General features: G+C 68.6%; 23 protein-coding genes and 2 pseudogenes. 10 read left to right on the forward strand and 15 right to left on the reverse strand.

All coding sequences use genetic code 11. The features are described 5' to 3' along the window. Nucleotides 1–72: 72 nt before the first annotated feature. Both QE397_RS19055 and QE397_RS19060 read right to left on the reverse strand, forming a co-directional pair. On the reverse strand, nt 73–510 hold the full coding sequence (locus QE397_RS19055) for a nucleoside deaminase (protein ID WP_307097639.1): 438 nt from the start codon (nt 508–510) through the stop codon (nt 73–75). Between the two features lie 32 nt (nt 511–542). Then, nucleotides 543–1,100 carry a tRNA adenosine deaminase-associated protein gene (locus QE397_RS19060; RefSeq protein ID WP_027506608.1) on the reverse strand — a complete coding sequence of 186 codons (558 nt, stop codon included), beginning with the start codon at nt 1,098–1,100 and terminating at the stop codon, nt 543–545. A gap of 121 nt (nt 1,101–1,221) precedes the next feature. Between QE397_RS19060 and QE397_RS19065 the strand changes: the two genes are divergently transcribed. Beyond that, nucleotides 1,222–2,181: a prephenate dehydrogenase gene (locus QE397_RS19065; RefSeq protein ID WP_307096718.1), complete on the forward strand. Its 960-nt coding sequence runs from the start codon at nt 1,222–1,224 to the stop codon at nt 2,179–2,181. 12 nt (nt 2,182–2,193) lie between these two features. Here the strand turns inward: QE397_RS19065 and QE397_RS19070 are convergent, their stop codons facing one another. Continuing rightward, nucleotides 2,194–2,802 (reverse strand): putative glycolipid-binding domain-containing protein, encoded by a 609-nt coding sequence (locus tag QE397_RS19070; protein ID WP_269320107.1) that lies wholly within the window; start codon nt 2,800–2,802, stop codon nt 2,194–2,196. Between the two features lie 314 nt (nt 2,803–3,116). Here QE397_RS19070 and QE397_RS19075 point away from each other — a divergent pair, with 314 nt between their 5' ends. Genes QE397_RS19075 through QE397_RS19085 form a run of 3 tightly spaced genes read left to right on the forward strand, consistent with a single transcriptional unit; the run spans nt 3,117 to nt 5,511 of the window. Continuing rightward, on the forward strand, nt 3,117–4,277 hold the full coding sequence (locus QE397_RS19075) for a DNA cytosine methyltransferase (RefSeq protein WP_373425304.1): 1,161 nt from the start codon (nt 3,117–3,119) through the stop codon (nt 4,275–4,277). Continuing rightward, complete coding sequence (locus tag QE397_RS19080; RefSeq protein WP_222647533.1) at nt 4,277–5,086, forward strand: hypothetical protein; 810 nt, start codon at nt 4,277–4,279, stop codon at nt 5,084–5,086. Before QE397_RS19075 ends, QE397_RS19080 begins: the two co-directional genes overlap by 1 nt. After that, nucleotides 5,083–5,511: a very short patch repair endonuclease gene (locus QE397_RS19085; RefSeq protein WP_027506605.1), complete on the forward strand. Its 429-nt coding sequence runs from the start codon at nt 5,083–5,085 to the stop codon at nt 5,509–5,511. Before QE397_RS19080 ends, QE397_RS19085 begins: the two co-directional genes overlap by 4 nt. Nucleotides 5,512–5,513: 2 nt before the next feature. Here the strand turns inward: QE397_RS19085 and QE397_RS19090 are convergent, their stop codons facing one another. Beyond that, on the reverse strand, nt 5,514–6,023 hold the full coding sequence (locus QE397_RS19090; RefSeq protein ID WP_307096723.1) for a hypothetical protein: 510 nt from the start codon (nt 6,021–6,023) through the stop codon (nt 5,514–5,516). A gap of 95 nt (nt 6,024–6,118) precedes the next feature. On the opposite strand from QE397_RS19090, the gene QE397_RS19095 reads away from it, so the two are divergent. After that, nucleotides 6,119–7,261, forward strand: coding sequence for an FAD-binding oxidoreductase (locus QE397_RS19095; protein WP_056443223.1), 1,143 nt, complete (start codon nt 6,119–6,121; stop codon nt 7,259–7,261). A gap of 11 nt (nt 7,262–7,272) precedes the next feature. On the opposite strand, the gene corA is transcribed toward QE397_RS19095, so the two are convergent. Continuing rightward, complete coding sequence (gene corA / locus QE397_RS19100; protein WP_027506603.1) at nt 7,273–8,289, reverse strand: magnesium/cobalt transporter CorA; 1,017 nt, start codon at nt 8,287–8,289, stop codon at nt 7,273–7,275. Nucleotides 8,290–8,467: 178 nt separating this feature from the next. Between corA and QE397_RS19105 the strand changes: the two genes are divergently transcribed. The 3 genes and pseudogenes from QE397_RS19105 to QE397_RS19115 form a co-directional block, all read left to right on the forward strand. Next, complete coding sequence (locus QE397_RS19105) at nt 8,468–9,565, forward strand: ferredoxin reductase (protein WP_082544393.1); 1,098 nt, start codon at nt 8,468–8,470, stop codon at nt 9,563–9,565. 38 nt (nt 9,566–9,603) lie between these two features. Next, the gene (locus QE397_RS19110) at nt 9,604–11,019 is read left to right on the forward strand and encodes an acyl-CoA desaturase (protein WP_307096726.1); all 1,416 of its coding nucleotides are present in this window, start codon (nt 9,604–9,606) and stop codon (nt 11,017–11,019) included. Nucleotides 11,020–11,264: 245 nt separating this feature from the next. Continuing rightward, nucleotides 11,265–11,603 (forward strand): annotated as a pseudogene (locus QE397_RS19115) (EAL domain-containing protein); the annotation flags it as partial. 108 nt (nt 11,604–11,711) lie between these two features. Here the strand turns inward: QE397_RS19115 and QE397_RS19120 are convergent. The 9 genes and pseudogenes from QE397_RS19120 to QE397_RS19160 form a co-directional block, all read right to left on the reverse strand. Then, nucleotides 11,712–11,975 carry a lipopolysaccharide assembly protein LapA domain-containing protein gene (locus tag QE397_RS19120; protein WP_056443214.1) on the reverse strand — a complete coding sequence of 88 codons (264 nt, stop codon included), beginning with the start codon at nt 11,973–11,975 and terminating at the stop codon, nt 11,712–11,714. 211 nt (nt 11,976–12,186) lie between these two features. Continuing rightward, nucleotides 12,187–12,357 (reverse strand): CsbD family protein, encoded by a 171-nt coding sequence (locus tag QE397_RS19125; RefSeq protein WP_027506598.1) that lies wholly within the window; start codon nt 12,355–12,357, stop codon nt 12,187–12,189. Nucleotides 12,358–12,465: 108 nt separating this feature from the next. Continuing rightward, complete coding sequence (locus QE397_RS19130; RefSeq protein ID WP_027506597.1) at nt 12,466–13,155, reverse strand: ZIP family metal transporter; 690 nt, start codon at nt 13,153–13,155, stop codon at nt 12,466–12,468. 67 nt (nt 13,156–13,222) lie between these two features. Continuing rightward, nucleotides 13,223–13,522 (reverse strand): DUF202 domain-containing protein, encoded by a 300-nt coding sequence (locus tag QE397_RS19135; protein ID WP_222641237.1) that lies wholly within the window; start codon nt 13,520–13,522, stop codon nt 13,223–13,225. Then, nucleotides 13,519–13,647 (reverse strand): hypothetical protein, encoded by a 129-nt coding sequence (locus QE397_RS19140; RefSeq protein WP_307097687.1) that lies wholly within the window; start codon nt 13,645–13,647, stop codon nt 13,519–13,521. The genes QE397_RS19135 and QE397_RS19140 overlap by 4 nt, the downstream gene beginning before the upstream one ends. Nucleotides 13,648–13,744: 97 nt before the next feature. Next, nucleotides 13,745–13,882, reverse strand: a pseudogene (locus QE397_RS19145) (DUF202 domain-containing protein); the annotation flags it as partial. Between the two features lie 36 nt (nt 13,883–13,918). Beyond that, on the reverse strand, nt 13,919–14,296 hold the full coding sequence (locus QE397_RS19150) for a DUF5313 family protein (protein WP_204869587.1): 378 nt from the start codon (nt 14,294–14,296) through the stop codon (nt 13,919–13,921). Then, the gene (locus QE397_RS19155; RefSeq protein WP_307096730.1) at nt 14,293–14,763 is read right to left on the reverse strand and encodes a MarR family winged helix-turn-helix transcriptional regulator; all 471 of its coding nucleotides are present in this window, start codon (nt 14,761–14,763) and stop codon (nt 14,293–14,295) included. The genes QE397_RS19150 and QE397_RS19155 overlap by 4 nt, the downstream gene beginning before the upstream one ends. Nucleotides 14,764–15,278: 515 nt before the next feature. Further along, complete coding sequence (locus tag QE397_RS19160) at nt 15,279–15,824, reverse strand: hypothetical protein (RefSeq protein ID WP_307096732.1); 546 nt, start codon at nt 15,822–15,824, stop codon at nt 15,279–15,281. 158 nt (nt 15,825–15,982) lie between these two features. Between QE397_RS19160 and QE397_RS19165 the strand changes: the two genes are divergently transcribed. Then, nucleotides 15,983–16,687: a response regulator transcription factor gene (locus QE397_RS19165; protein ID WP_307096734.1), complete on the forward strand. Its 705-nt coding sequence runs from the start codon at nt 15,983–15,985 to the stop codon at nt 16,685–16,687. Beyond that, the gene (locus QE397_RS19170; protein ID WP_307096736.1) at nt 16,684–18,060 is read left to right on the forward strand and encodes an ATP-binding protein; all 1,377 of its coding nucleotides are present in this window, start codon (nt 16,684–16,686) and stop codon (nt 18,058–18,060) included. The genes QE397_RS19165 and QE397_RS19170 overlap by 4 nt, the downstream gene beginning before the upstream one ends. On the opposite strand, the gene QE397_RS19175 is transcribed toward QE397_RS19170, so the two are convergent. Continuing rightward, nucleotides 18,044–19,291, reverse strand: coding sequence for a multidrug effflux MFS transporter (locus QE397_RS19175; RefSeq protein ID WP_373425259.1), 1,248 nt, complete (start codon nt 19,289–19,291; stop codon nt 18,044–18,046). The two genes, QE397_RS19170 and QE397_RS19175, sit on opposite strands and share 17 nt — an antisense overlap. Nucleotides 19,292–19,349: the final 58 nt, after the last annotated feature.

Consider the following 19,349-nt stretch of genomic DNA (forward strand, 5'->3'; position numbering starts at 1 on the left):
TTCGGCGAGGCGGGCGACGCAACGCTGCGTCTGGTGTTCTACCGGGCAGTAATACCCCGTCGACGGATCGCGTCAAACGTCGTTCGCGGTTCGAAAGAAGTCCCGAACCAGACCGGCCGCGTCGCTCTCGAGGACGCCGCCGACCACCTCCGGTCGGTGCGTCAGACGCCGATCCCGCACCACGTCCCACAGCGAGCCGACGGCGCCCGTCTTCGGTTCCCAGGCCCCGAACAGCAGTCCGTCGACTCGCGAGAGCACCGCCGCGCCCGCACACATCGTGCAGGGCTCCAGCGTGACGACGAGAGTGCAGCCGGTGAGTCTCCAGCCGTCCCCGTGCCGTTCGGCGGCGGCGCGGAGCGCGAGCACCTCGGCGTGGGCGGTCGGGTCCCCGCGGCGTTCGCGTTCGTTGACCGCGGACGCGATCTCGTCACCGTCGGCGTTCACGACGACGGCACCCACGGGAACGTCGCCCGCCGGCGTGGCGCGGGCGACCTCCAGGGCGCGACGCATCCAGACGTCACGCAGGTGGAGAGGCACCACGGTCAGCGGGGCAGCTTGTCGAGCACCGCGGCGAACTCCGCGGCGAATCCCAGTCGCGCGGCGATCATGCCGAGCTGCTCGTCGGGATAGAGGTCGGACTCGGCCAGGATGACGCCGAGGACCGGCTCGGGAAGACCCATGTCGCTCAGCAGATCCAGATCGCCCTCGTCCCAGGGCTCGACGTCGTCGAGCTCGTCCGGATCCAGATCGGGCACATCGACGTTCAGTCGGTCCAGGACGTCGGCCGCGATGTCGTAGTCGATCGCCGCGGTGGCGTCCGACAGCAGGACCCGCGTGCCCGACGGTGCCGGACGCAGCACGACGAAGAACTCGTCGTCGACATCGAGGAGCCCGAACACCGCACCGGCACTGCGGAGTTCACGAAGCTCGGTCTCGGCGGCACTGAGACTCGTCAGGGCGTCCGCGGACAACGGCCGGCACGTCCACGTGCCCTCCTCGCGGACGACCGCGATGGCGAACCCCTCGAGATCGTCGTAGTCGTCGGAGCGGTTGTCACCTCGACCCTGGGACGAGGTACTGCCTCCGCGCTGTGCAGCCATGCGCGCAACCGTAGTCCCACACCGTCGCCCCGGCGTGCAGACCTCCCTGTTCAGGGGAAACAGCGGGAGATTTCGGTGTCGTGCACCCGGCGGACGGTGCCGATGTGGAAATCTTCCCCCGGTGAACACACCCGACCGTCCCGTCTGCGTCCTGGGCCTCGGCCTCATCGGGGGCTCGTTACTGCGCGCCGTGGTCGACTCGGGTCGCCCGGCATGGGGTTGGAACCGATCGACCGGTGCCGTGGACGCCGCTCGCGCCGACGGGTACGACGTCACGGCGGACATCGCCTCCGCCCTCCAGCGCGCCGCCGAGGAGGACGCTCTCGTCGTCGTTGCGGTGCCCATGCCGGCGGTCGACACCGTCCTGGAATCGGTGGCCGCGCACGCGCCGCACTGCGTGCTCACGGACGTCGTCAGTGTGAAGGCGGAGATGGCGGCCGCGGTCGCACGTGCCGGACTCGGCGCTCGGTTCGTCGGCGGACATCCCATGGCCGGCACATCCGCCTCGGGGTGGCTCGCGGCCGACGTCGATCTCTTCCGCAACGCGGTCTGGGTCGTCACCGTGGACGACGACACCGATCCCGACGCCTGGCTCGCGGTCGCCGATCTCGCACTGTCCTCCGGATCCGTCGTCGTCCCGGCCCGAGCCGACGACCACGATCGCGCCGTCGCCCGCGTGTCCCATCTCCCGCATCTGCTGGCGGAAGCACTCGCCGCGGTGGGCGCGCAGGGCGGGGAGCTCACGTTGCGGCTGGCAGCCGGCTCGTTCCGCGACGGCACCCGTGTGGCAGGAACAGCTCCAGCCCTGGTCAGCGCGATGTGTGATGCCAACGCGCCCGCCCTGGTCGACGCGCTCGACGAGGCGCTCGCCGCGTTGCACAGCGCCAGGGACGCTCTCGTCGCCGACGCCTCGACCGAGACACTGGTGTCCGCGGGCCATGCGGCGCGGTCGCGCTACGACGAGCAGTTGCAGTGGTGGGAGATCACCGACGTCGTCGTCGGCTCGCCGTCCTGGCAGGGCGACCTCGTCGACGCCGGTCGCCGCGGCGGTGTGGTGCAGCGGCTGCCCCGGCGGGCGTGACGGTCCGACCCGTCAGATGCGCTCGGCGAGTCCCCGGTAGTCGGCGACGAACCCGTCCGAGTCGACGCTCACGGCCGACGTCCCGACGGGCGAGACCACCTCGAACTCGTGCGGCCCGCGGCTGTAGGACAGTGTCTCCGCGCGGGCGGTGAGGACCGGCAGACCGACGTACACGACGGGCACCTGATGATCGGCCGGGTTCGTCTGCAGGCCGAGACGACGGATGGCGAGCGTGTTGAAGAAGGGGCTCCACACCAGCTCGACGTCGAGTGCACCGCCGAACGAGCTGCGGGTCGGTGACCCGTCGTCGACGAGCCAATAGCCCTCGGAGTCGCGACTGATGGAGACCTGCTTCTCCCCCGACGCGACGGCCGCGCGCACGGACAACCGCTTGGTCACTCCCGATTCGTCCGTGACCAGGTCGTACGACGCGGAGAACGCCGGGTGTTCGTCGCACTCGCCGCCGATGATCCGGCCGGCGGCCTTGATCCGCTTGCCGTTGAGCTGGACGCGCACCGACTCCATACGCGGGGCGCTGTGCGCGCGCCACGTCAGGATGGCCGGCCACGACGAGCCCGTCACGTCGGCGGACGACAGGGAATCGGCGGTGGGTGTGGTCACGCGTTCACGGTAGATCACACGAGCACGACAAGTACCGGAGCCGGGCGAATTGCCTGTGAATCCCCGTCCCCGTCAGCGACCGAGTGCCCCGTTCTCGCGAGATGAAACGGTCACGAGCAGGGTTTTCATCGACGGTGGGCGTGAGTCGGCGCACCACGCCCCCGTCTGCGGGCGCTGCTCACAGCGGTGTCGCCCCTCTCGGTCGGACGCCGTGTCGGTGTTCTCGAGTAGCCTCACTCGAGATCGACGTCGGTGGCCGGAGCCGCCGTCGCACACGACGGTGAGCGGGGGTACGCGTGTCCAGCCAGGGTGCCATGGTCGGCCTGTTCGCCGGCATCGGCGGTCTGGAGCTGGGCCTGGCGCGCAGCGGATGGTCCACAACTCAGCTCTGCGAGATCGACGCCGGCGCGGGGGCGGTGCTGCGCACGCGCTTCCCCGACGTGCCGCTGCACACCGACGTCGCGACGCTGCGGGCGCTCCCCGCCGGAACAGAGCTGGTCGCAGCCGGTTTCCCGTGCCAGGACCTCTCGCAGGCCGGTCGCACGGCGGGCATCACGGGCGCGCGGTCGGGTCTGGTCGACGAGGTCTTCCGACTCGTCGCACGCAAGCGTGGTCCCCGGTGGCTGCTGATCGAGAACGTGCCCTTCATGTTGCAGCTCGGCCGCGGCGCGGCGATGCGGCACATCACGCACGCGCTCGAGGATCTCGGTTACATGTGGGCGTATCGCGTCGTCGACGCTCGCTCGTTCGGCCTGCCCCAGCGGCGTCAGCGCGTCGTCATGCTCGCCTCACGTACGGACGACCCGCGTGAGGTGCTCTTCGGACCCGACGCGGGCATCCCCGAGGCCGGCGACGCCGACGTCCTCCCGTGCGGCTTCTACTGGACCGAGGGGGTGCGCGGCCTGGGCTGGGCGATCAACGCGGTGCCGACACTCAAGGGCGGATCGACTCTCGGTATCGCCAGTCCCCCGGCCGTCCGGCTCCCGTCCGGCGAGCTGGTCACCCCGGGCATCTCGGACGCCGAGCGGCTGCAGGGTTTCGATGCCGGGTGGACCGCCCCCGCCGTCGAGTCCCCGGGTGTTCGGGCAGGGCATCGGTGGAAGCTGGTCGGCAACGCCGTGAGCGTGCGCATGGCGACCTGGGTCGGTGAGCAGCTGGCCACCCGCACTCCCTACGACGAGGGGTCCGACACCGAGCTCGTACCCGGCCAGAGCTGGCCGTCGGCCGCGTGGGGCCGTGACCGTCGCGCGTTCCGGGTACCCGCGAGCACCTGGCCGGTCCAGCACCCCTACGAGGATCTGAGCGGATTCCTGGAGGAGTCGAAGCTGTTGTCCGCCAGGGCCACTGCCGGGTTCCTCAAGCGCGCACGCTCGGGTCGGCTGCGCTTCGCCCCCGGCTTCCTCGACACGGTCGAGTCGCACCTGCACCGGATGACCGACGATCCCGTCGTCCCCGAACCCGTTCGCGTGGCCTGATGTTCCCGTTGACGTTCGCACTCGACTTCGCCGGCGACCGTCCCGCGCCCGATGCCGACCGCGGGGAGAAGAAGAACTACGCGCAGCGCCTGTCCAACAACCTCGCGCAGGTGGTCGCCGATGCGTTGAGGCCTCGGTATCCGTCCATCACGCCCGACGCGCACGGCATGGGCCAGGAAGCGCAGGTGGACGTCGCGAAGGGACGCAAGCGGCTCGACGTCAAGGCACTCGATCCGACGCTCGGCCTCATCCTCTGCGTGTCCGTGAAGACCTACAGCTTCCAGGACTACAGCCCCACGTCCGGTCGGCTCGGCCGCTGGACGAAGAACATCGTGCGCAACGACCACGAACTGCGGGGTGAGGCGATGGTGCTGCACCAGCGCCAGCCGTACAGTGTGCTCGTCGCCGTGATGTTCGAGCCCTGGTCGACGTGCGAGGACGGCGATCCCGCGAAGAGCAGCGACATCGGCAAGAGTTCGTTCGCGCACCACGTCACGACGCTGTCCAAGCGGTCGGGCCGCGGCAAGCGCCCCGTCGTCGGCATGCCGGGCCGGGCGTGGGTCGACCTCGGGGCCGAGGACACGCGCTACGACCTGTTCGAGAAGGTGTTCATCGGTCTCTACGAGCCGGACGGCCCGTACCGGGGTGAGGTGCGCTTCTTCGACGTCGACGAGGCGCCGCCGCGCAACGGCCGTCCGTCGGACCGCACCACACTCTCGTTCGAGGAGTTCGTCGAGGTGGTGCACTCGGAAGTGGAGCGGCGCAACAGGTTCGCCCCCAGCTGGTCCGAAATCGACGACGACGAATGACGCCCGACGCTCGGGCGACGCCGCCGACGGACGCCGCGACCAGTGCCCGGTTCAAGAAACAGAAGCGGCGTGACACCAAGCCCGAGGTGGCCTTGCGAAAGGAACTGCACCGAGCGGGACTGCGGTACTTCGTCGACAAGGCCCCACTGAAGGGCATGCGACGACGGGCCGACGTGGTGTTCCCGCGTCGCCGAGTCGCGGTGTACGTCGACGGATGCTTCTGGCACAGCTGCCCGGAGCACGCCACCCACCCGCGCAACAACGCCCAGTGGTGGGCGGACAAGTTGGCTGCCAACGTCGCTCGGGATCGCGACACGGATCGTCGACTGGACGAGGCCGGCTGGACCGTCGTGCGTATCTGGGAGCACGAGGATCCAGCCGTGGCAGCGGAGCGGGTCACCGAGGCAGTGCGCCCCGGCGACTGACGTCAGCGCTCGTGGCGTCCCGGAGTGTCGTGCGGGCCGACGACAGGCGCATCGGCGTGTCCGAGACCGGTGGTGCGGTCCGTGACGTTCCGGTCCGTGACGTTCCGGTCTGCGGGATTCTGGTTCTGCTGTGCCGCGTTCGCGTCCTGTCGACGCGGGGTGCCGTCGTCGTGGACGGTCGGGTCCAGCTTGTTCGCCCGCTCCCACTCACGGTCCAGTTCGTCACGCCCGGTGGCGGCAGTGCCCTGGTGCTCCTGCGCGCGCTGCTGCGCGATGCGGGCCTCCGCTGCCGCGGCGTCCGCCTCGGCCTGCGCACGACGGGCGTCGGCCTCCGACTTCTGCGCCAGCGCCTCCGACCGCTCCACCTCCGCGCTGCGCTCGGCGGCCCGCTCCCGGATCTCACCGGCCTGCTCGACGCGCTTCTGCTTCGCCTTCCTCGACAGTGCGACGCCGACGGCGACGAGCAGCAACACCACCACGACCGCGATGACGATCCAGACAGCTGTGTTCATGACGGCTCCCGATGTTCGAGTGCGCGCACGGTTGCGCGCGGGACGGGGTACCCCTGGCGCCCGATTTCCACACGGGCCGCCTACCCTCGACCGCCATGACCACCGATGCCGCCTCTCGAGCCCTCGACGTACTGGTGATCGGCGGCGGAATCGCGGGTGCCTCGCTCGCCTGGGAACTCTCGTCCGATCGGACCGTGTGTCTCCTTGAAGGGGAGTCGACCCTGGCGATGCACTCGACCGGACGGTCGGCCGCCATGTTCCTCGAGACCTACGGCAACCACGTCATCCGTGGCCTGACGACGGCGAGCAGAGCCTTCCTCGTGGACCCGCCGGACATGGTGCGCGGAACGGTCATGACTCCACGCCCCTTCGTGCAGTTCGCACGTCCGGGCCGGGGCGACGCTCTCGCGGAGATGTTCACGACTCTGCGGACGCTGTCTCCCGATGCCCGCCTGCTCGAGACCGCCGAGGCGGTGGACCGGGCGCCCCTCCTGCGGCCTGCGGCAGTCGAGGCGGCCGTCGTCGAACCGGGCGCACTCGACATGGACGTCGACGCGCTGCACCAGGGCTTCCTGCGCGGAGCACGCCGACGCGGATGCACCGTTCGTACCGGGGCGCGGGTCGTCGCGATCGACCGCGTCGGCGAGCAGTGGCGGGTCGATCTCTCGACCGGCGACACTCTCGTCGCCACGGTGGTGGTGAACGCGGCGGGTGCCTGGGCGGACGACCTGGCCGACCTCGCAGGCGTACCGAGGATCGGCCTGCAGCCGCGACGACGCACCATCGCCGTGATGGACGCGCCGCCCGAGATCGCCGACACCCACCACCCGCTGATCAGCGACATGGACGAATCGTTCTACATCAAGCCGGAGGGTGTCCGTCTGCTCTGTTCCCCTGCCGACGAGACACCGTGCCCGCCCGGTGACGCTAAGCCCGACGATCTCGAGATCGCCCGCGCCCTGGACGAGATCACGGAAGCGACCGTGGTGACGAGCCGCCGTGTCCGGTCGTCGTGGGCCGGTCTGCGCTCCTTCGTCGCCGATCGCACACCGGTGGTGGGGTTCGACCCGAGCGTGGAGGGCTTCTTCTGGTGCGCGGGTCAGGGTGGGTACGGCATCCAGACGTGCGCGGCACTGGCGCGCGTCGGTGCGGCGCTGGTCCGCGGCGAGCCGTTACCGGCCGACGTGACCGACCGGGGCGTCACCGCGGAGGACCTGGCGCCGGGCCGGCTGCGCTGAGCCGCACGGGGCTAGAGCCACTTCTGTCTCCGGAACACGATGTACAGCGCGCACGACGCGAGCAGCATCGCGCCGACGGCTCCGGGATAGCCGAACGTCCAGCTCAGCTCCGGCATGTGCTCGAAGTTCATACCGTAGATGCCGGCGATGAGAGTCGGCGCGAAGAGGATGGCGCCCCAGGACGAGATCCGCTTGACCTGCTCGTTCTGTTCCAGACTCACCTGGGTCATCGCACGCATCTCGTCGTTCTGCCGCTGTCCCACCAGGGTGGTGTGCACCGACAGGGCGTTCTGCAGATTGGCGCGGAACGAGTCGACGCGCTCGGTGATGCGGATCGCGTGGTCGAGCACGTCGCGCAGGTTGCGCCGCAGCTCGATGTCCACGTTGTACTTCTCCGATCCGCGGCCGAGGGCCTCGATCATCGACACCAGCGGGTGGGTCGCGCGCTGGAACTCGATCACCTCGCGGGAGAGCTCGTAGATGCGACGGGAGACGTCGGGATCGCCGGTGAACAGCTGGTCGTCGATCTCGTCGATGTCGTTCTCCAGACCGGCGACGACCGGTTCGTACTCGTCGACCACCTGGTCGAGGATCGCGTACAGCACGGCCTCGGTTCCCAGTTCGAGCAGCTTCGGCGCACCTTCGAGCCGTTTACGGACCACGCCCAGGTCGGGTGACTCGGCATGGCGGATGGTGACGACGAAATCGGGACCGCAGAACACGTGGAGCTCGCCGAACTCCACCTTCTCGGTCTCGTCGATGTAGCGCGCGGGGTGCAGGACGACGAACAACTGATCGCCGTAGCGTTCGAGCTTGGGCCGCTGGTGCGCTTGGACGGCATCCTCGACCGCCAATCGGTGCAGCCCGAATTCGGTTGCCACCGAGTCGATCTCGGTCTTGTCGGGACGATACAGCCCGATCCACGCCATGCCGCCGCACGCCCGCAGGAGCTCGTACGTGCGATCCAGACTCTCCGGCTCGTCGGTACGCGCCCCGTGCACGTACACGGCGTTGTCCACGATCGGCACAGTTCACCCCTCGTCGTCGCACGTCCGCCGCCCGTCGGGCGGCTACCAGGACGCTTGCATCCAAACCTCGGACACGAATCTTCGTCCACCGCGACGACGGAAGCGAAACGGACTCGTTTCTGTCCACAATCGTCCGTTTACGGACGCGGATCCGCGCCGTGGCGATAGCGTGTGACCTGTGGCAGAACGCGGCGCACGACCCCAGGTTTCGGTACTCCGCCGAACCATGCTCAAGGCATTCAAACATCTGTCGAACCCGCTGAGGCCGGACGACTACTTCGAGATGATCAATCCGTTGTGGACCACCCAGGAGCTCCGCGGGAAGGTCGACCGGGTCGAGAGGGAAGGCACCGACGCGGTGTCGGTGTTCATCAGGCCCGGGTACGACTGGGGTGGGCACCAGCCCGGCCAGTACCTCCGACTGGGCGTGGTCATCGACGGCCGCTATCACTGGCGCGCCTACTCGATCACCTCCGACCCGCACGGCGACCACGGCCTGATCTCCGTCAGCCCCAAGCTGGTCCCCGAGGGCACGGTGTCCCCGTTCCTGGTGCAAGGGATCAAGCCGGGCGACATCGTGCGACTGAGCGAGATCGAGGGAGTCTTCACCCTCCCCGATCCCGTGCCCGCCAAACTGCTCTACATCAGCGCGGGCAGTGGCATCACACCGATCATGAGCATGTTGCGCGAACTCGACCACCTCGACGCCATGCACGACGTCGTGGTCATCCACTCCGTGCACAGTCGCGACCAGACGATGTTCTCCGAGACCCTCGAGCGCCTCGATCGCAAGCACTCGTCGCTGCGTCTCGACCTTCGGGTGACCGAGGAGCGAGGTCGAATGAAAGCCACCGATCTGGACGAGTTGTGCCCCGACTGGCGTGAGCGCGAGGCATTCTGCTCCGGTCCCGGCGACCTGTTGGACGATCTGCGCGACTACTGGAAATCCGAGGGTGACCCGGAGAAATTCCACTACGAAAGTTTCCAACCCGTCATCGGTGGCGGTGACGAAGAGGGAGAGGGCGGCACTGTCCGCTTCATCCGTAGCGACACCGACGTCGAATGCGACGGAGGCACACCCATTCTCGCGGCCGGGGAGGAAGCGGGGCTGGATCTCAAGTTCGGTTGCAGGATCGGCATCTGCCACACCTGCACCGGAACCCTGAAGAAGGGACGTTTGAGAGATCTACGCAATGGGGAAGTCTCCGAGCCTACGGGGCAGGCGGTACGCATCTGCGTGAACACCGCCGAGGGAGATATCGAAATCGATCTCTGACGAGACCGATTCACATGCAGTAACAGGGAGGGTTCGTCATGAGCATCGACACCGGGAAAAAGACCGAAGTGTCCATCGAGAGTCCGCTCGCACATCTCAGCGAAGAGACCATCGAACAGCTTGCCAAGGAATTCGACGCCATTCACGACGAGGTCTACGCCGACCTCGGTGAGCGCGATCGCAACTACATCACCACGGTCATCGCGGCGCAGCGCCAGCTCGCTGTCGCGGGGCGCGTGATCCTCTTCGGCTCCAAGAGCCGCACCGCCTGGGTGGCCGGAACGGCCTGCCTGGGTGTGGCCAAGATTCTCGAGAACATGGAGATCGGCCACAACGTCATGCACGGCCAGTGGGACTGGATGAACGATCCGGACATCCACTCGTCGGTGTGGGACTGGGACACCGCGTCCACCGCCGAGGCCTGGAAGCACTCACACAACTACGTGCACCACACGTACACCAACATCCGCGGCAAGGACAAGGATCTCGGCTACGAGATCATGCGGATCGACCCGAACCAGCCGTGGTCGCCCGTCTACCTCGCGCAGCCGTTCTACAACCTGCTGCTGATGGCCTTCTTCGAGTGGGGCGTCGCGCTCCACGACCTCGACATCGAGGCCATCCGCAAGGGCGAGAAGCCCATGAAGGACCTGCTCACCGATCTGCGCGGTATCGGGACCAAGGCGCGCCGTCAGATCGTCAAGGACTACATCGGCTGGCCCGCGGTCAGTGCGCTCGCCTACGGCGCGGTGCAGGTCGTCTCGGGTGGACGCGTCTCGGGCGGCGGCAAGTCGAAGCTGGGTGCGCGGTTGCGCTCGCTGAGCTCGTCGAAGGCGACCAACTCCGTGGCCAAGGTTCTGGACAAGCACGGTGCCGGCATCGAACGCACCTTCGTCGCCACGGTGACGGCGGACTTCGTCGCCAACATCATCCGCAACCTGTGGTCGCACGGCATCATCTTCTGCGGTCACTTCCCGGACCAGGCGTACACGTTCAGCAAGGAAGAGACCGAGAACGAGACCCGCGGCGGCTGGTACGTCCGCCAGCTGGTCGGAGCGGCCAACATCGAGGGCTCGTCGCTGTTCCACCTGATGAGTGGCAACCTCAGCTACCAGGTCGAGCACCACCTGTACCCGGACATGCCCAGCACCCGGTACAAGGAAGTCGCGCCGAAGATCAAGGACATCTGCGAGCGCTACCAGCTTCCGTACAACTCGGGCCCGTTGATGAAGCAGTGGGGATCGGTGCAGCGCACCATCATTCGACTCGCCTTCCCCGGCGGCAAGATGGCCCCGAAGCCCGGACCGTACCGCGGCGAGCGCGTCGGGGGTTCCTCGTCGAAGCCCAGCGAGGCGGCTCGTTTCCGCAACCGCGTGCCGGCGGGTCATCCCGACTCGGGCCCCGAGCACAACGGTGGCGGCGTCGAGGCGAAGCTCCCTCCGCGCGGGGAGTGACGACGCGCTGCCGGTGACGGCAGCACTGATCTGACGAACGAGTGGTGTCGACCGGCGTTCTCTGGATACCCGAGTGAATCGGGCCGGAGACGCCGGTCGTTTCCCATTTCGGAGGTCGTTCGTGGCGCTCGACGGCCTGGACCCCGCCCTTCTGACGGGTGTGTTCGAGAACGCGCCCGAGCTGGTGTCCCTGTCCGCACGGGACGGCCGCATCCTCCACCTGAACCCGGCAGTCGGTCCGACGCACTCTCGACGCGACCGGCCTGCCGGCGACGCGTCTCGGGTTGGAGATCACCGAGACCGTGTGGGTGAAGGAGAACGCCCGCGTGGCCACCACTCTCGAGGCGCTGCACGCGATGGGGGTGTCGTTCGCACTCGACGATCTGGGAACCGGCCACAGCAGCATCGCGTATCTGGACCGTTATCCGATCTTCGACTGTCTCAAAATCGACGGGTCGTACGTCAACGCGCTACCCGGTGCGAGACCACACGCCATCGTGGCCGCGATCGTGTTGTTGGGCACTGCATTCGGAGTGGACGTGGTAGGTGAAGGCATCGAGACCGCCGAGCAGGCCGAGGCGTATCGCGCATGCGCGGTCGCCTCGCACAGGGCTTCCATCTGGCGCGCCCGATGCCCGCTGCGGCGATCGAACAACTCCTACGAGAGGGTGTCCGATCGCCGCGGTGACGCGCTACTTGACGGCGCGTCGGACCCGGACCGCGCCCGAGATGGTCCAGGCGATGACGGCACCGACGACGGCGGCACCGAGGAGTGCGACACCCTGTGCCAGATCGAAGTTCCACCCGATGAAGTTGATGGTCGTGTGCACGGTGTTCTGCAGGATGAAGATCACCAGTGCGATCGTGAGGAGCAGCGCGATCAGGAGAGACAGCTTCGAGACGAAGCCTCCGGCACGGCGACGTCCGGTGTGTGCGTGGGTGGTGGTGTCGGTCATGGTGGTGCCTTTCGCGATGTCGCCGGTCCTGGCCGGCGATCGAGTGAGCGGATGCTCGAAGGAGTGATGGTCCGCGGACCCGCGGAAGAAACATGTCCGTTCGGTCGGTTCGAGCGAGGTGTGCGTCGAACCCGACAGTGTCCGGACACACCACGGGCGGCGATGGACCCGCTGAGGGTCCGGCGCCGCCCGGGTGTGGAGTGGTGCAGTCTTACTTGAAGGTGTCCTTGACGTTCTCGCCGACCTTCTTCACGCCGGCCGAACCCTGGTCCTTCTTGCCCTCGGCCTCGAGGTCCTTGTTGTTGGTGGCGTCACCGACAACTTCCTTGGCCTTGCCGATGGCGTCTTCTGCTGCGTTCTTTGCCTTGTCGACGATTCCCATGATGAAACCTTTCGTTCGGAGCGACGGCGGGTGACCATCGCGTTCTGAAAGGTGAGTCGAGGCCCGGCGCGGAAAGCGCACGTCCATGCAGAGTGATCCCAGTCACAGCTACCCGCCGAGTGCGAACGCCACGAGAAAGCCGAGCGCGGTGGACATGCCCACCCACCAGCCGCCGTCCTTGTAGGCCTCGGGCATCAGGGAGTCCGCGAGCACGGCGAGAGTGGCACCGCCCGCGAACGCCTGGACCGTCGAGATGCCGACCTCCGGGACGGCGTCGGACAACTGGTGGCCCAGTACGGTGACCACCACGAGCACGACCGCCGTGGCCGTCCACAGGGTCATCGCCCGAGCCGCGGAGAAGTCGTGTCGGTCCCGCATCAACGATGCACCACCGACAGCCTCCGGAACGTTGCCCACCGCGACCGCCACCAGCAGCACCAGCCCGCCACCGGACGTCAGGGAGACACCCAGCGCGGTGTTCTCCGGGACTCCGTCGAGGATCGTGCCGAGCATCAGTGCCCACCCGATCGCTGCGGGCCCGAGCTTGTTCTCGATCAGATGGCTGGCCACGACGTACACACCCGCGCCCAGGAACAGCGCCGCGCCCGCGACGAGGATGCCGGCCTGACGGAACGCCGGCTCGAACAGTTCCGACGACACGGCGGCGATCATCGTCCCGGCACCGAAGGCCATGAGACCGGCCAACACCCGCTTCGGCAGTGTCCACCGCAGCCCGATCGCCGCACCGATCACCAGGGGAAGCGCCGTGCCGATGCCGTACAGGGCGGCGGTCAGCATCTCGATCGTCTCGTCACCGGCGGGGAGTACCCCGGTCCGCGTCGTCGAGTCATCCGATGACCTGCTCTCACAGACCCAGCGCGGTGACCACTGCCAGCAGGACGACGACGACGGGCAGGACGACGAGCCGGCCTGCGGCACCGGGGAGCACGTCCCGGTCCATGCCGTCGACGAGTCGGGAATGGGTCCTCGTCGAGAAGGCGACGGTCGTCACGGGGAGCACGGCACACAGCACTGCGAGTGCCACCAGCGGTGGATGATCCCGCACCGCACGCGCGACGATCAGGACCGTGACCGCCATGGCCAGTGCGGTCCGCACCCGCGCGAGCGTGGTGCGCTCGGCCTGCAGGCCCGGTGCCTCCGTCACAGGTACAGCCCCACCGCGAACGCCACCACGGCGATCACCAGACCCCCCGCGAGCAGCGCCGCCGCAGCGGGGAGAGGCAGTGACGCCCGCCGGCGCATGGCCGTCTCGATACGGATCCAGCGCACGAACGACCCGACGGCCAGAACCGCCGCGAGAGTGAGCCAGCCCCAGCACGAGGGTGGTTCTCAGCCACGGAGGCAGCAGATCCCCACCGAACGCCTCGAGTGCCGCGGCCGTGGCCACGAGGCCGAGTGACGTCCTGATCCACGCCAGGAACGTCCGCTCGTTCGCGAGCGTGAATCTCGGATCGGGGTCACTGCCGTCGCGCAGTCCGGTCGGCCACAGTCGCACGGCACCCACTCTCGTCGGCGACGGCCCGCAGGGCCACAGCGGGTGTCAGCGGTTGGGGTGCCAGCGCTCGTAGGCGCGGCGTTCCGCCTCGTCCCGCGCGACCTTCTTCGGGTTCTGCAGGTCCGGCGACAACCCGTGCGCTTTGAGACGACGGCGACGGTTGGGTTCCATGTACGCGGCGGCGTAGAACAGCGCGAGCAGTACCGCCAGCAGGATCATCGCGCCGCGCAGCCACAACTCACCGGGGAACAGCAGGAACGCCGCGAAGATGGGGAGAAACGGCACCATGCTGCGCAGCAGATGACGCGGAACCGCACGATCACCGATCAGGTCCTCACGCACCCAGGCCTGCATGGACAGGGGCAACGTGCGGCCGAACGAATAACCGATCCACTGCAGCGGCCCCGGGCGAGTCCTGCTCATCGTGTGCTCCTCCGCTCGGTCGACAGTGCACCGACCGCGATGGCCGCGGTGTTGATCCGGGTGAGCACCGCGTGAAGTTGTTCGAGCTCGCTCACATCGACACCCAGAGATTCGATGACGGTGCCCGGTATGGACTCCGCCGAACCTCGCAACTGTCGCCCCTCGTCGGTCAGGTCGATCACCAGCCTGCGCTCGTCGGTGTCGCTCCGGCGCCGGGTCAGCAGACCGTCGGCGTCGAGCCGCTTGAGCAGCGGCGTCAGCGAGGCGGGTTCGAGTTGCAGAGCCGACGCGATCTCCCCCGCCGACATCGGTGCCCGCTCCCAGAGGGCGAGCATGACGAGGTACTGCGGGTGCGTCAGTCCGAGCGGTTCGAGAATCGGCCGATAGACCGAGAGCACCGCGCGGTTGGTGACGGCCAGGGCGAAACACACCTGACGGTCGAGCGCGAGGGGATCGGTGGTGGTCACGGGTCCATCGTACACTGATAGTGAGAGTACGTACTGTTCGATGCCTCACGATGGGTGGTCGGGGGTGCTGTCGGTCGGGGGGTGGGCGCTGTGGGCGATGCGGTAGGCGATGCGCACCCCTTACTGCAGGTGAACATCCACTGCGGGGTGCACGGCGCTGGGGCCTGTGCGGGTGCGGCGCTGATAGCGGACGCGCGGCCCCCGAGAGGGAGGCCACGATTCGGGCGGATGGGTTGGGCACCGGGCGATGTGCACCCCTTGCTGCAGGCGAACACTTACTGCGGCCGGTTGGACGGGGTGTACGGCGCTGGGGCCTGTGCGGGTCGGGTGCGGCGCTGATCGCGGAGGCGCAGCCCCTGAGAGGGAGGCCACGATTCGGGCGAACGGGTTGGGCACCGGGCGATGCGCACCCCTTCCTGCAGGTGAACACCCATTTCAGCCAGCTGAACGGGGTGCACGGCGCTGGAACCCGTGCGCGTGGTGCCGGCAACGCGTGCCGACACCACGCGAGATGATCAGGGTGTGGGGGCCTCGCACTCGGCCGGTGCGGGAGCACCCTCGGGCGCCGGAGCGCCCGGCGCTGCGCCCGGACCCTTACCTGCAGGCCCGTGACCGGCCGGACCACCATGGCCGGGGCCCGCCGGGCCACTGTCAGGACCGCAACCGGGCGCAGGCGGAGCCGGCGCGCCCTCGGGGGCAGCCGGTGCACCCTCGGGCGGGGTCGGACCACCCTCGCCCGCAGCAGGCGGGGTCGGAGCACCCTCGGGTGGGGTCGGCGCACCCTCGGGCGGAGTCGGAGCACCCTCGGGCGGGGTCGGGGCACCCTCGGGCGGAGTCGGTGCACCCTCGGGCGGGGCCGGAGGCGTCGCGCACGTCGCACCAGCGTCGGGTGCCGCAGCGTCGGGTGCCGGAGTCGCGGGCGCCGAGGCGTCGGGCGCCGCGCTCTCGGAGACCGGCGGCGCCTCGCCCGGGCCGTCGGCAGACGCGGTTCCCACCGCTCCGAGCAGCAGCCCACCGGCGAGCACTGCTCCGGCGATCAGTCGGCCTGCCCTTACACGCATCACTCTTGTCGACATTGTCGTCCTCATCTCTCGTCGGCACCGGGCGGCGCCGTTCGTGAGGTCGACACTCGATCGTGGACCTGAAGCCTGCCTGAAGTCGCGGCGATCAGGGCCTCGTCTTCAGCAAGTCTTCAGCTCGGGACCCGCATAGTGGTGTCGTGACCGAACGGCGACCCGCAGCGACCCCGAGAATCCTCGTGATCGAGGACAACGAGACGTTGCGGCTGTCCGTGTCCACCGCGATCGCGGACCTGGGTGCCGACGTCCGGTCCGACGCGGACGGTTCCGCGTTCGAGGCCGCGCTCGCGAACCATCGACCCCACCTCGTGGTCCTGGACATCATGCTTCCCGGCCGGGACGGACTCGAGCTCCTGCGGGTCGCGCGCCGCAGCAGCGACGCGGCGGTGCTGATGCTCACGGCGCGCGACTCGGTGTCCGACCGCGTCACCGGGCTCACCGCCGGCGCTGACGACTATCTGGTGAAACCGTTCGCGATGGCGGAGCTCCTCGCCCGCGTCACCGCGGTGCTCCGTCGACACGGCGCGGTCGCCACCTCGATCGAGTGCGGAGACGTGTCGGTGGACACCGAATCGGGTGACGCCAGTCGGGGCGGCCACGCCCTCAACCTGACGGCCACGGAGTGGAAGCTGTTGTCCTACCTCGCCGCTCAGCGTGGGCGAACGGTGTCCAAGACCCAGATCCTGACGCAGGTGTGGGGGTACGACGCATACGACGAGAACCTCGTCGAGGTCCACATCAGCGCGCTGCGTCGCAAGCTCGAGGAGTTCGGCCCGCGCATTCTCCACACCCGGCGCGGCATCGGCTACGTGTTGGCCGCCGACACCGTGAGTCCGACAGCATGACGCCCCCACCCCGTCGCGGTCTTCGCACCGGCTCCCTGCGCCTGCGACTGCTCGTGTCGGTGATGTCGGTGGTACTCGTCCTGCTCGTCGGCATCGTCGTGGCGACCACGGTGTTGCTGCAACGCCAGCTCGAGGCCTCGGCGGGAGACAGCCTCGCCGGCCGCACCGCCACCGCGCAGCAACTGCTGGACAACGGTGCCGATCCCACCGAGATCGTCTCCGCCACACAGGGAGAGAACGTGGCGGCGCAACTGGTGACGACGGACGGCCGTATCGTCGGCGACCTCGCGCTCCGAGCGACGACACCGCCGCCCGCACTACGTCCGCCGGCAACGCCGGGAGACGGTCCCCCGCCGGGACCCCCACCGGGCCCGGAGGAGACGAGGCCGACGCGGGTCTCGACGACGACTCTGACCGACGGATCGGTTCTCACGGTCGCCGTCGACACGTCCTCGATCGACGCCGTGCAGCGACAGTTGCTCGTGGTGCTGATTCCGCTGATGCTCGTCGCGACGGCGGTGGCCGCCCTGCTCATGGCGGTGGTCGTCGGCGCATCGCTTCGACCGTTGCGCAGCATGACGGCACTGGCCCGCTCGATCACCCGGGGCAACCGCGGTGATCGACTCGCCCCCTCCCGGTCGGACACCGAGCTCGGGGAGACCGCAACGGCATTCGACGAGATGCTCGACGAGCTCGAAGGAGCCGAGGCGCGCGAGCGTGCCACCGCCGATCGCACACGGCAGTTCGTCGACGATGCTGCTCACGACTTGAGAACGCCGGTCGCGGGGATCTCCGCCGCCGCCGAGACGCTGCTGCGGGGCGGCGTCGACTCCGAGCGTGACGTGCGGGAACGACTGCTGGCGTCGATGATTCGTGAATCACGCCGCGCATCCCGGCTGATCGACGATCTGCTGATGTCGGCGCGCACCGACGACGACGTGGAGTTGGATCGGCATGACCACGACCTTCTCGCTCTGGCCCGTGCCGACGCCGACCGGGCGCGGCTGCTCGCACCGGACTCGACCGTCGTGGTGACCGGCGAGAGCGTGGTCGCGCCGGTCGACGCCGCACGACTCGCTCGAATCCTGGCCAACCTCACCGACAACGCGCTGCGCCACGGACCGCCGGACGGCGTCGTCACCGTCGACGTGCGCGACGCCGGTACCACCGCGACGATCCGGGTGTCCGACGAAGGACCGGGCATCGGCGCTCAGGATCGCGAGCGGATCTTCGACCGGATGGTGCGGCTGGACAGCGCTCGCACCTCGGAGGGATCGGGACTCGGCCTCACCATCGCCCGAACCTACGCGCGGGCCCACGGCGGCGACGTCGTGTACGACGGCACCGCCTTCGTCCTCAGTGTGCCTCGGTGACCGACTGCTCTGTGGGGGAACGGGTTCCGAACACCACCCCGCCGAGGCCGATGATCGCGCTGACGAGCATGGTGACGGCCATGGGCACCGCGGTGCCTTCGCCGCCGAGTCCCACCAGCGGCGAGATGACCGCGGCGAGGCCGAACTGGGCCGCGCCCATGACGGCCGATCCCGTGCCCGCGGCCCGGCGCGCCTCTCCCAGTGCGAGAGTCGTCGCGTTGGCGATCACCAGACCCAGGCTGGCGACGGCGAACCACAGCAGTACCAGGGTCGCCCACAGGTAGGGCCCGACCACCGCGTCGACGACGAGCAGTGCCGAGAACGCGACCATCGAGACGAGACCGATGCGCAACAGCGCTTCCGGACGGACGCGGTCGACGAGCTTGGCGTTGGCACCACTGGTGACGACGATGCCGAGTGCGTTGGCCGTGAAGGCGATGGAGTACCACGTCGTCGAAAGCCCGTGCACCTCCTGCAGCACGAAGGGCGATGCGGAGATGTAGGCGAACATGACGCCGAAGCCGAAGGCGAACGCGCCCGCATAGCCCAGGAATCGCTTGTTGGACATGACCTCCCGTGCGTCCGCGATCATGGTGGAGAGTCCGCCCGTGCTGCGGAGCTCGGCGGGATGACTCTCCGGCAGGAGTGCGAGCACACCCACGAACATCAGGACGGACACACCGGCGAGCACCCAGAAGACGCCGCGCCACCCTGTCAGACCGATGACCGCACCGCCGAGCAGCGGGGCGATGACGGGAGCGACTCCGTTGACGAGCACGAGGAGGCTGAACAGTTTGGCGGCCGCCGCGCCGCGTGCACGGTCACTGATGACGGCGCGGGAGAGAACGACGCCGGCGGCGCCGGTGAAGCCCTGGAAGAACCGGAACACGGTGAGCCACTCGACGGTCGGAGACCACGCGCACAGGATGGTCGCGATGATGGACACGAAAGTGCCCACGAGGAGCAAGGGGCGTCGACCGAAGCGGTCGGACAGCGGCCCGATCACCAGGTTGCCGATCGCGAGACCGACGAGAAACGTCGTGAGGGTCAGCTGGATCGCCGTGGCGCTGACACCGAACTCCTCGGCCATGCGGGGGAATGCCGGCAGATACATGTCGATGGACAGGGGCGCGACGGCGGCAAGGAGCGCCAGCATCGCGATCACGCCGGACGCCACCGGCCGCGCGGCGGTCGAGTCGACGGTGTCGCCGGACCGAGTGTCGACGCTCATCGGGTGGCCTCCGTATTGGATATAACTTTATACATACTCACACGGGTAGAATGTCAGT

This window comes from Rhodococcus sp. SORGH_AS_0301 (assembly GCF_030818285.1).
Lineage (GTDB): Bacteria > Actinomycetota > Actinomycetes > Mycobacteriales > Mycobacteriaceae > Rhodococcoides.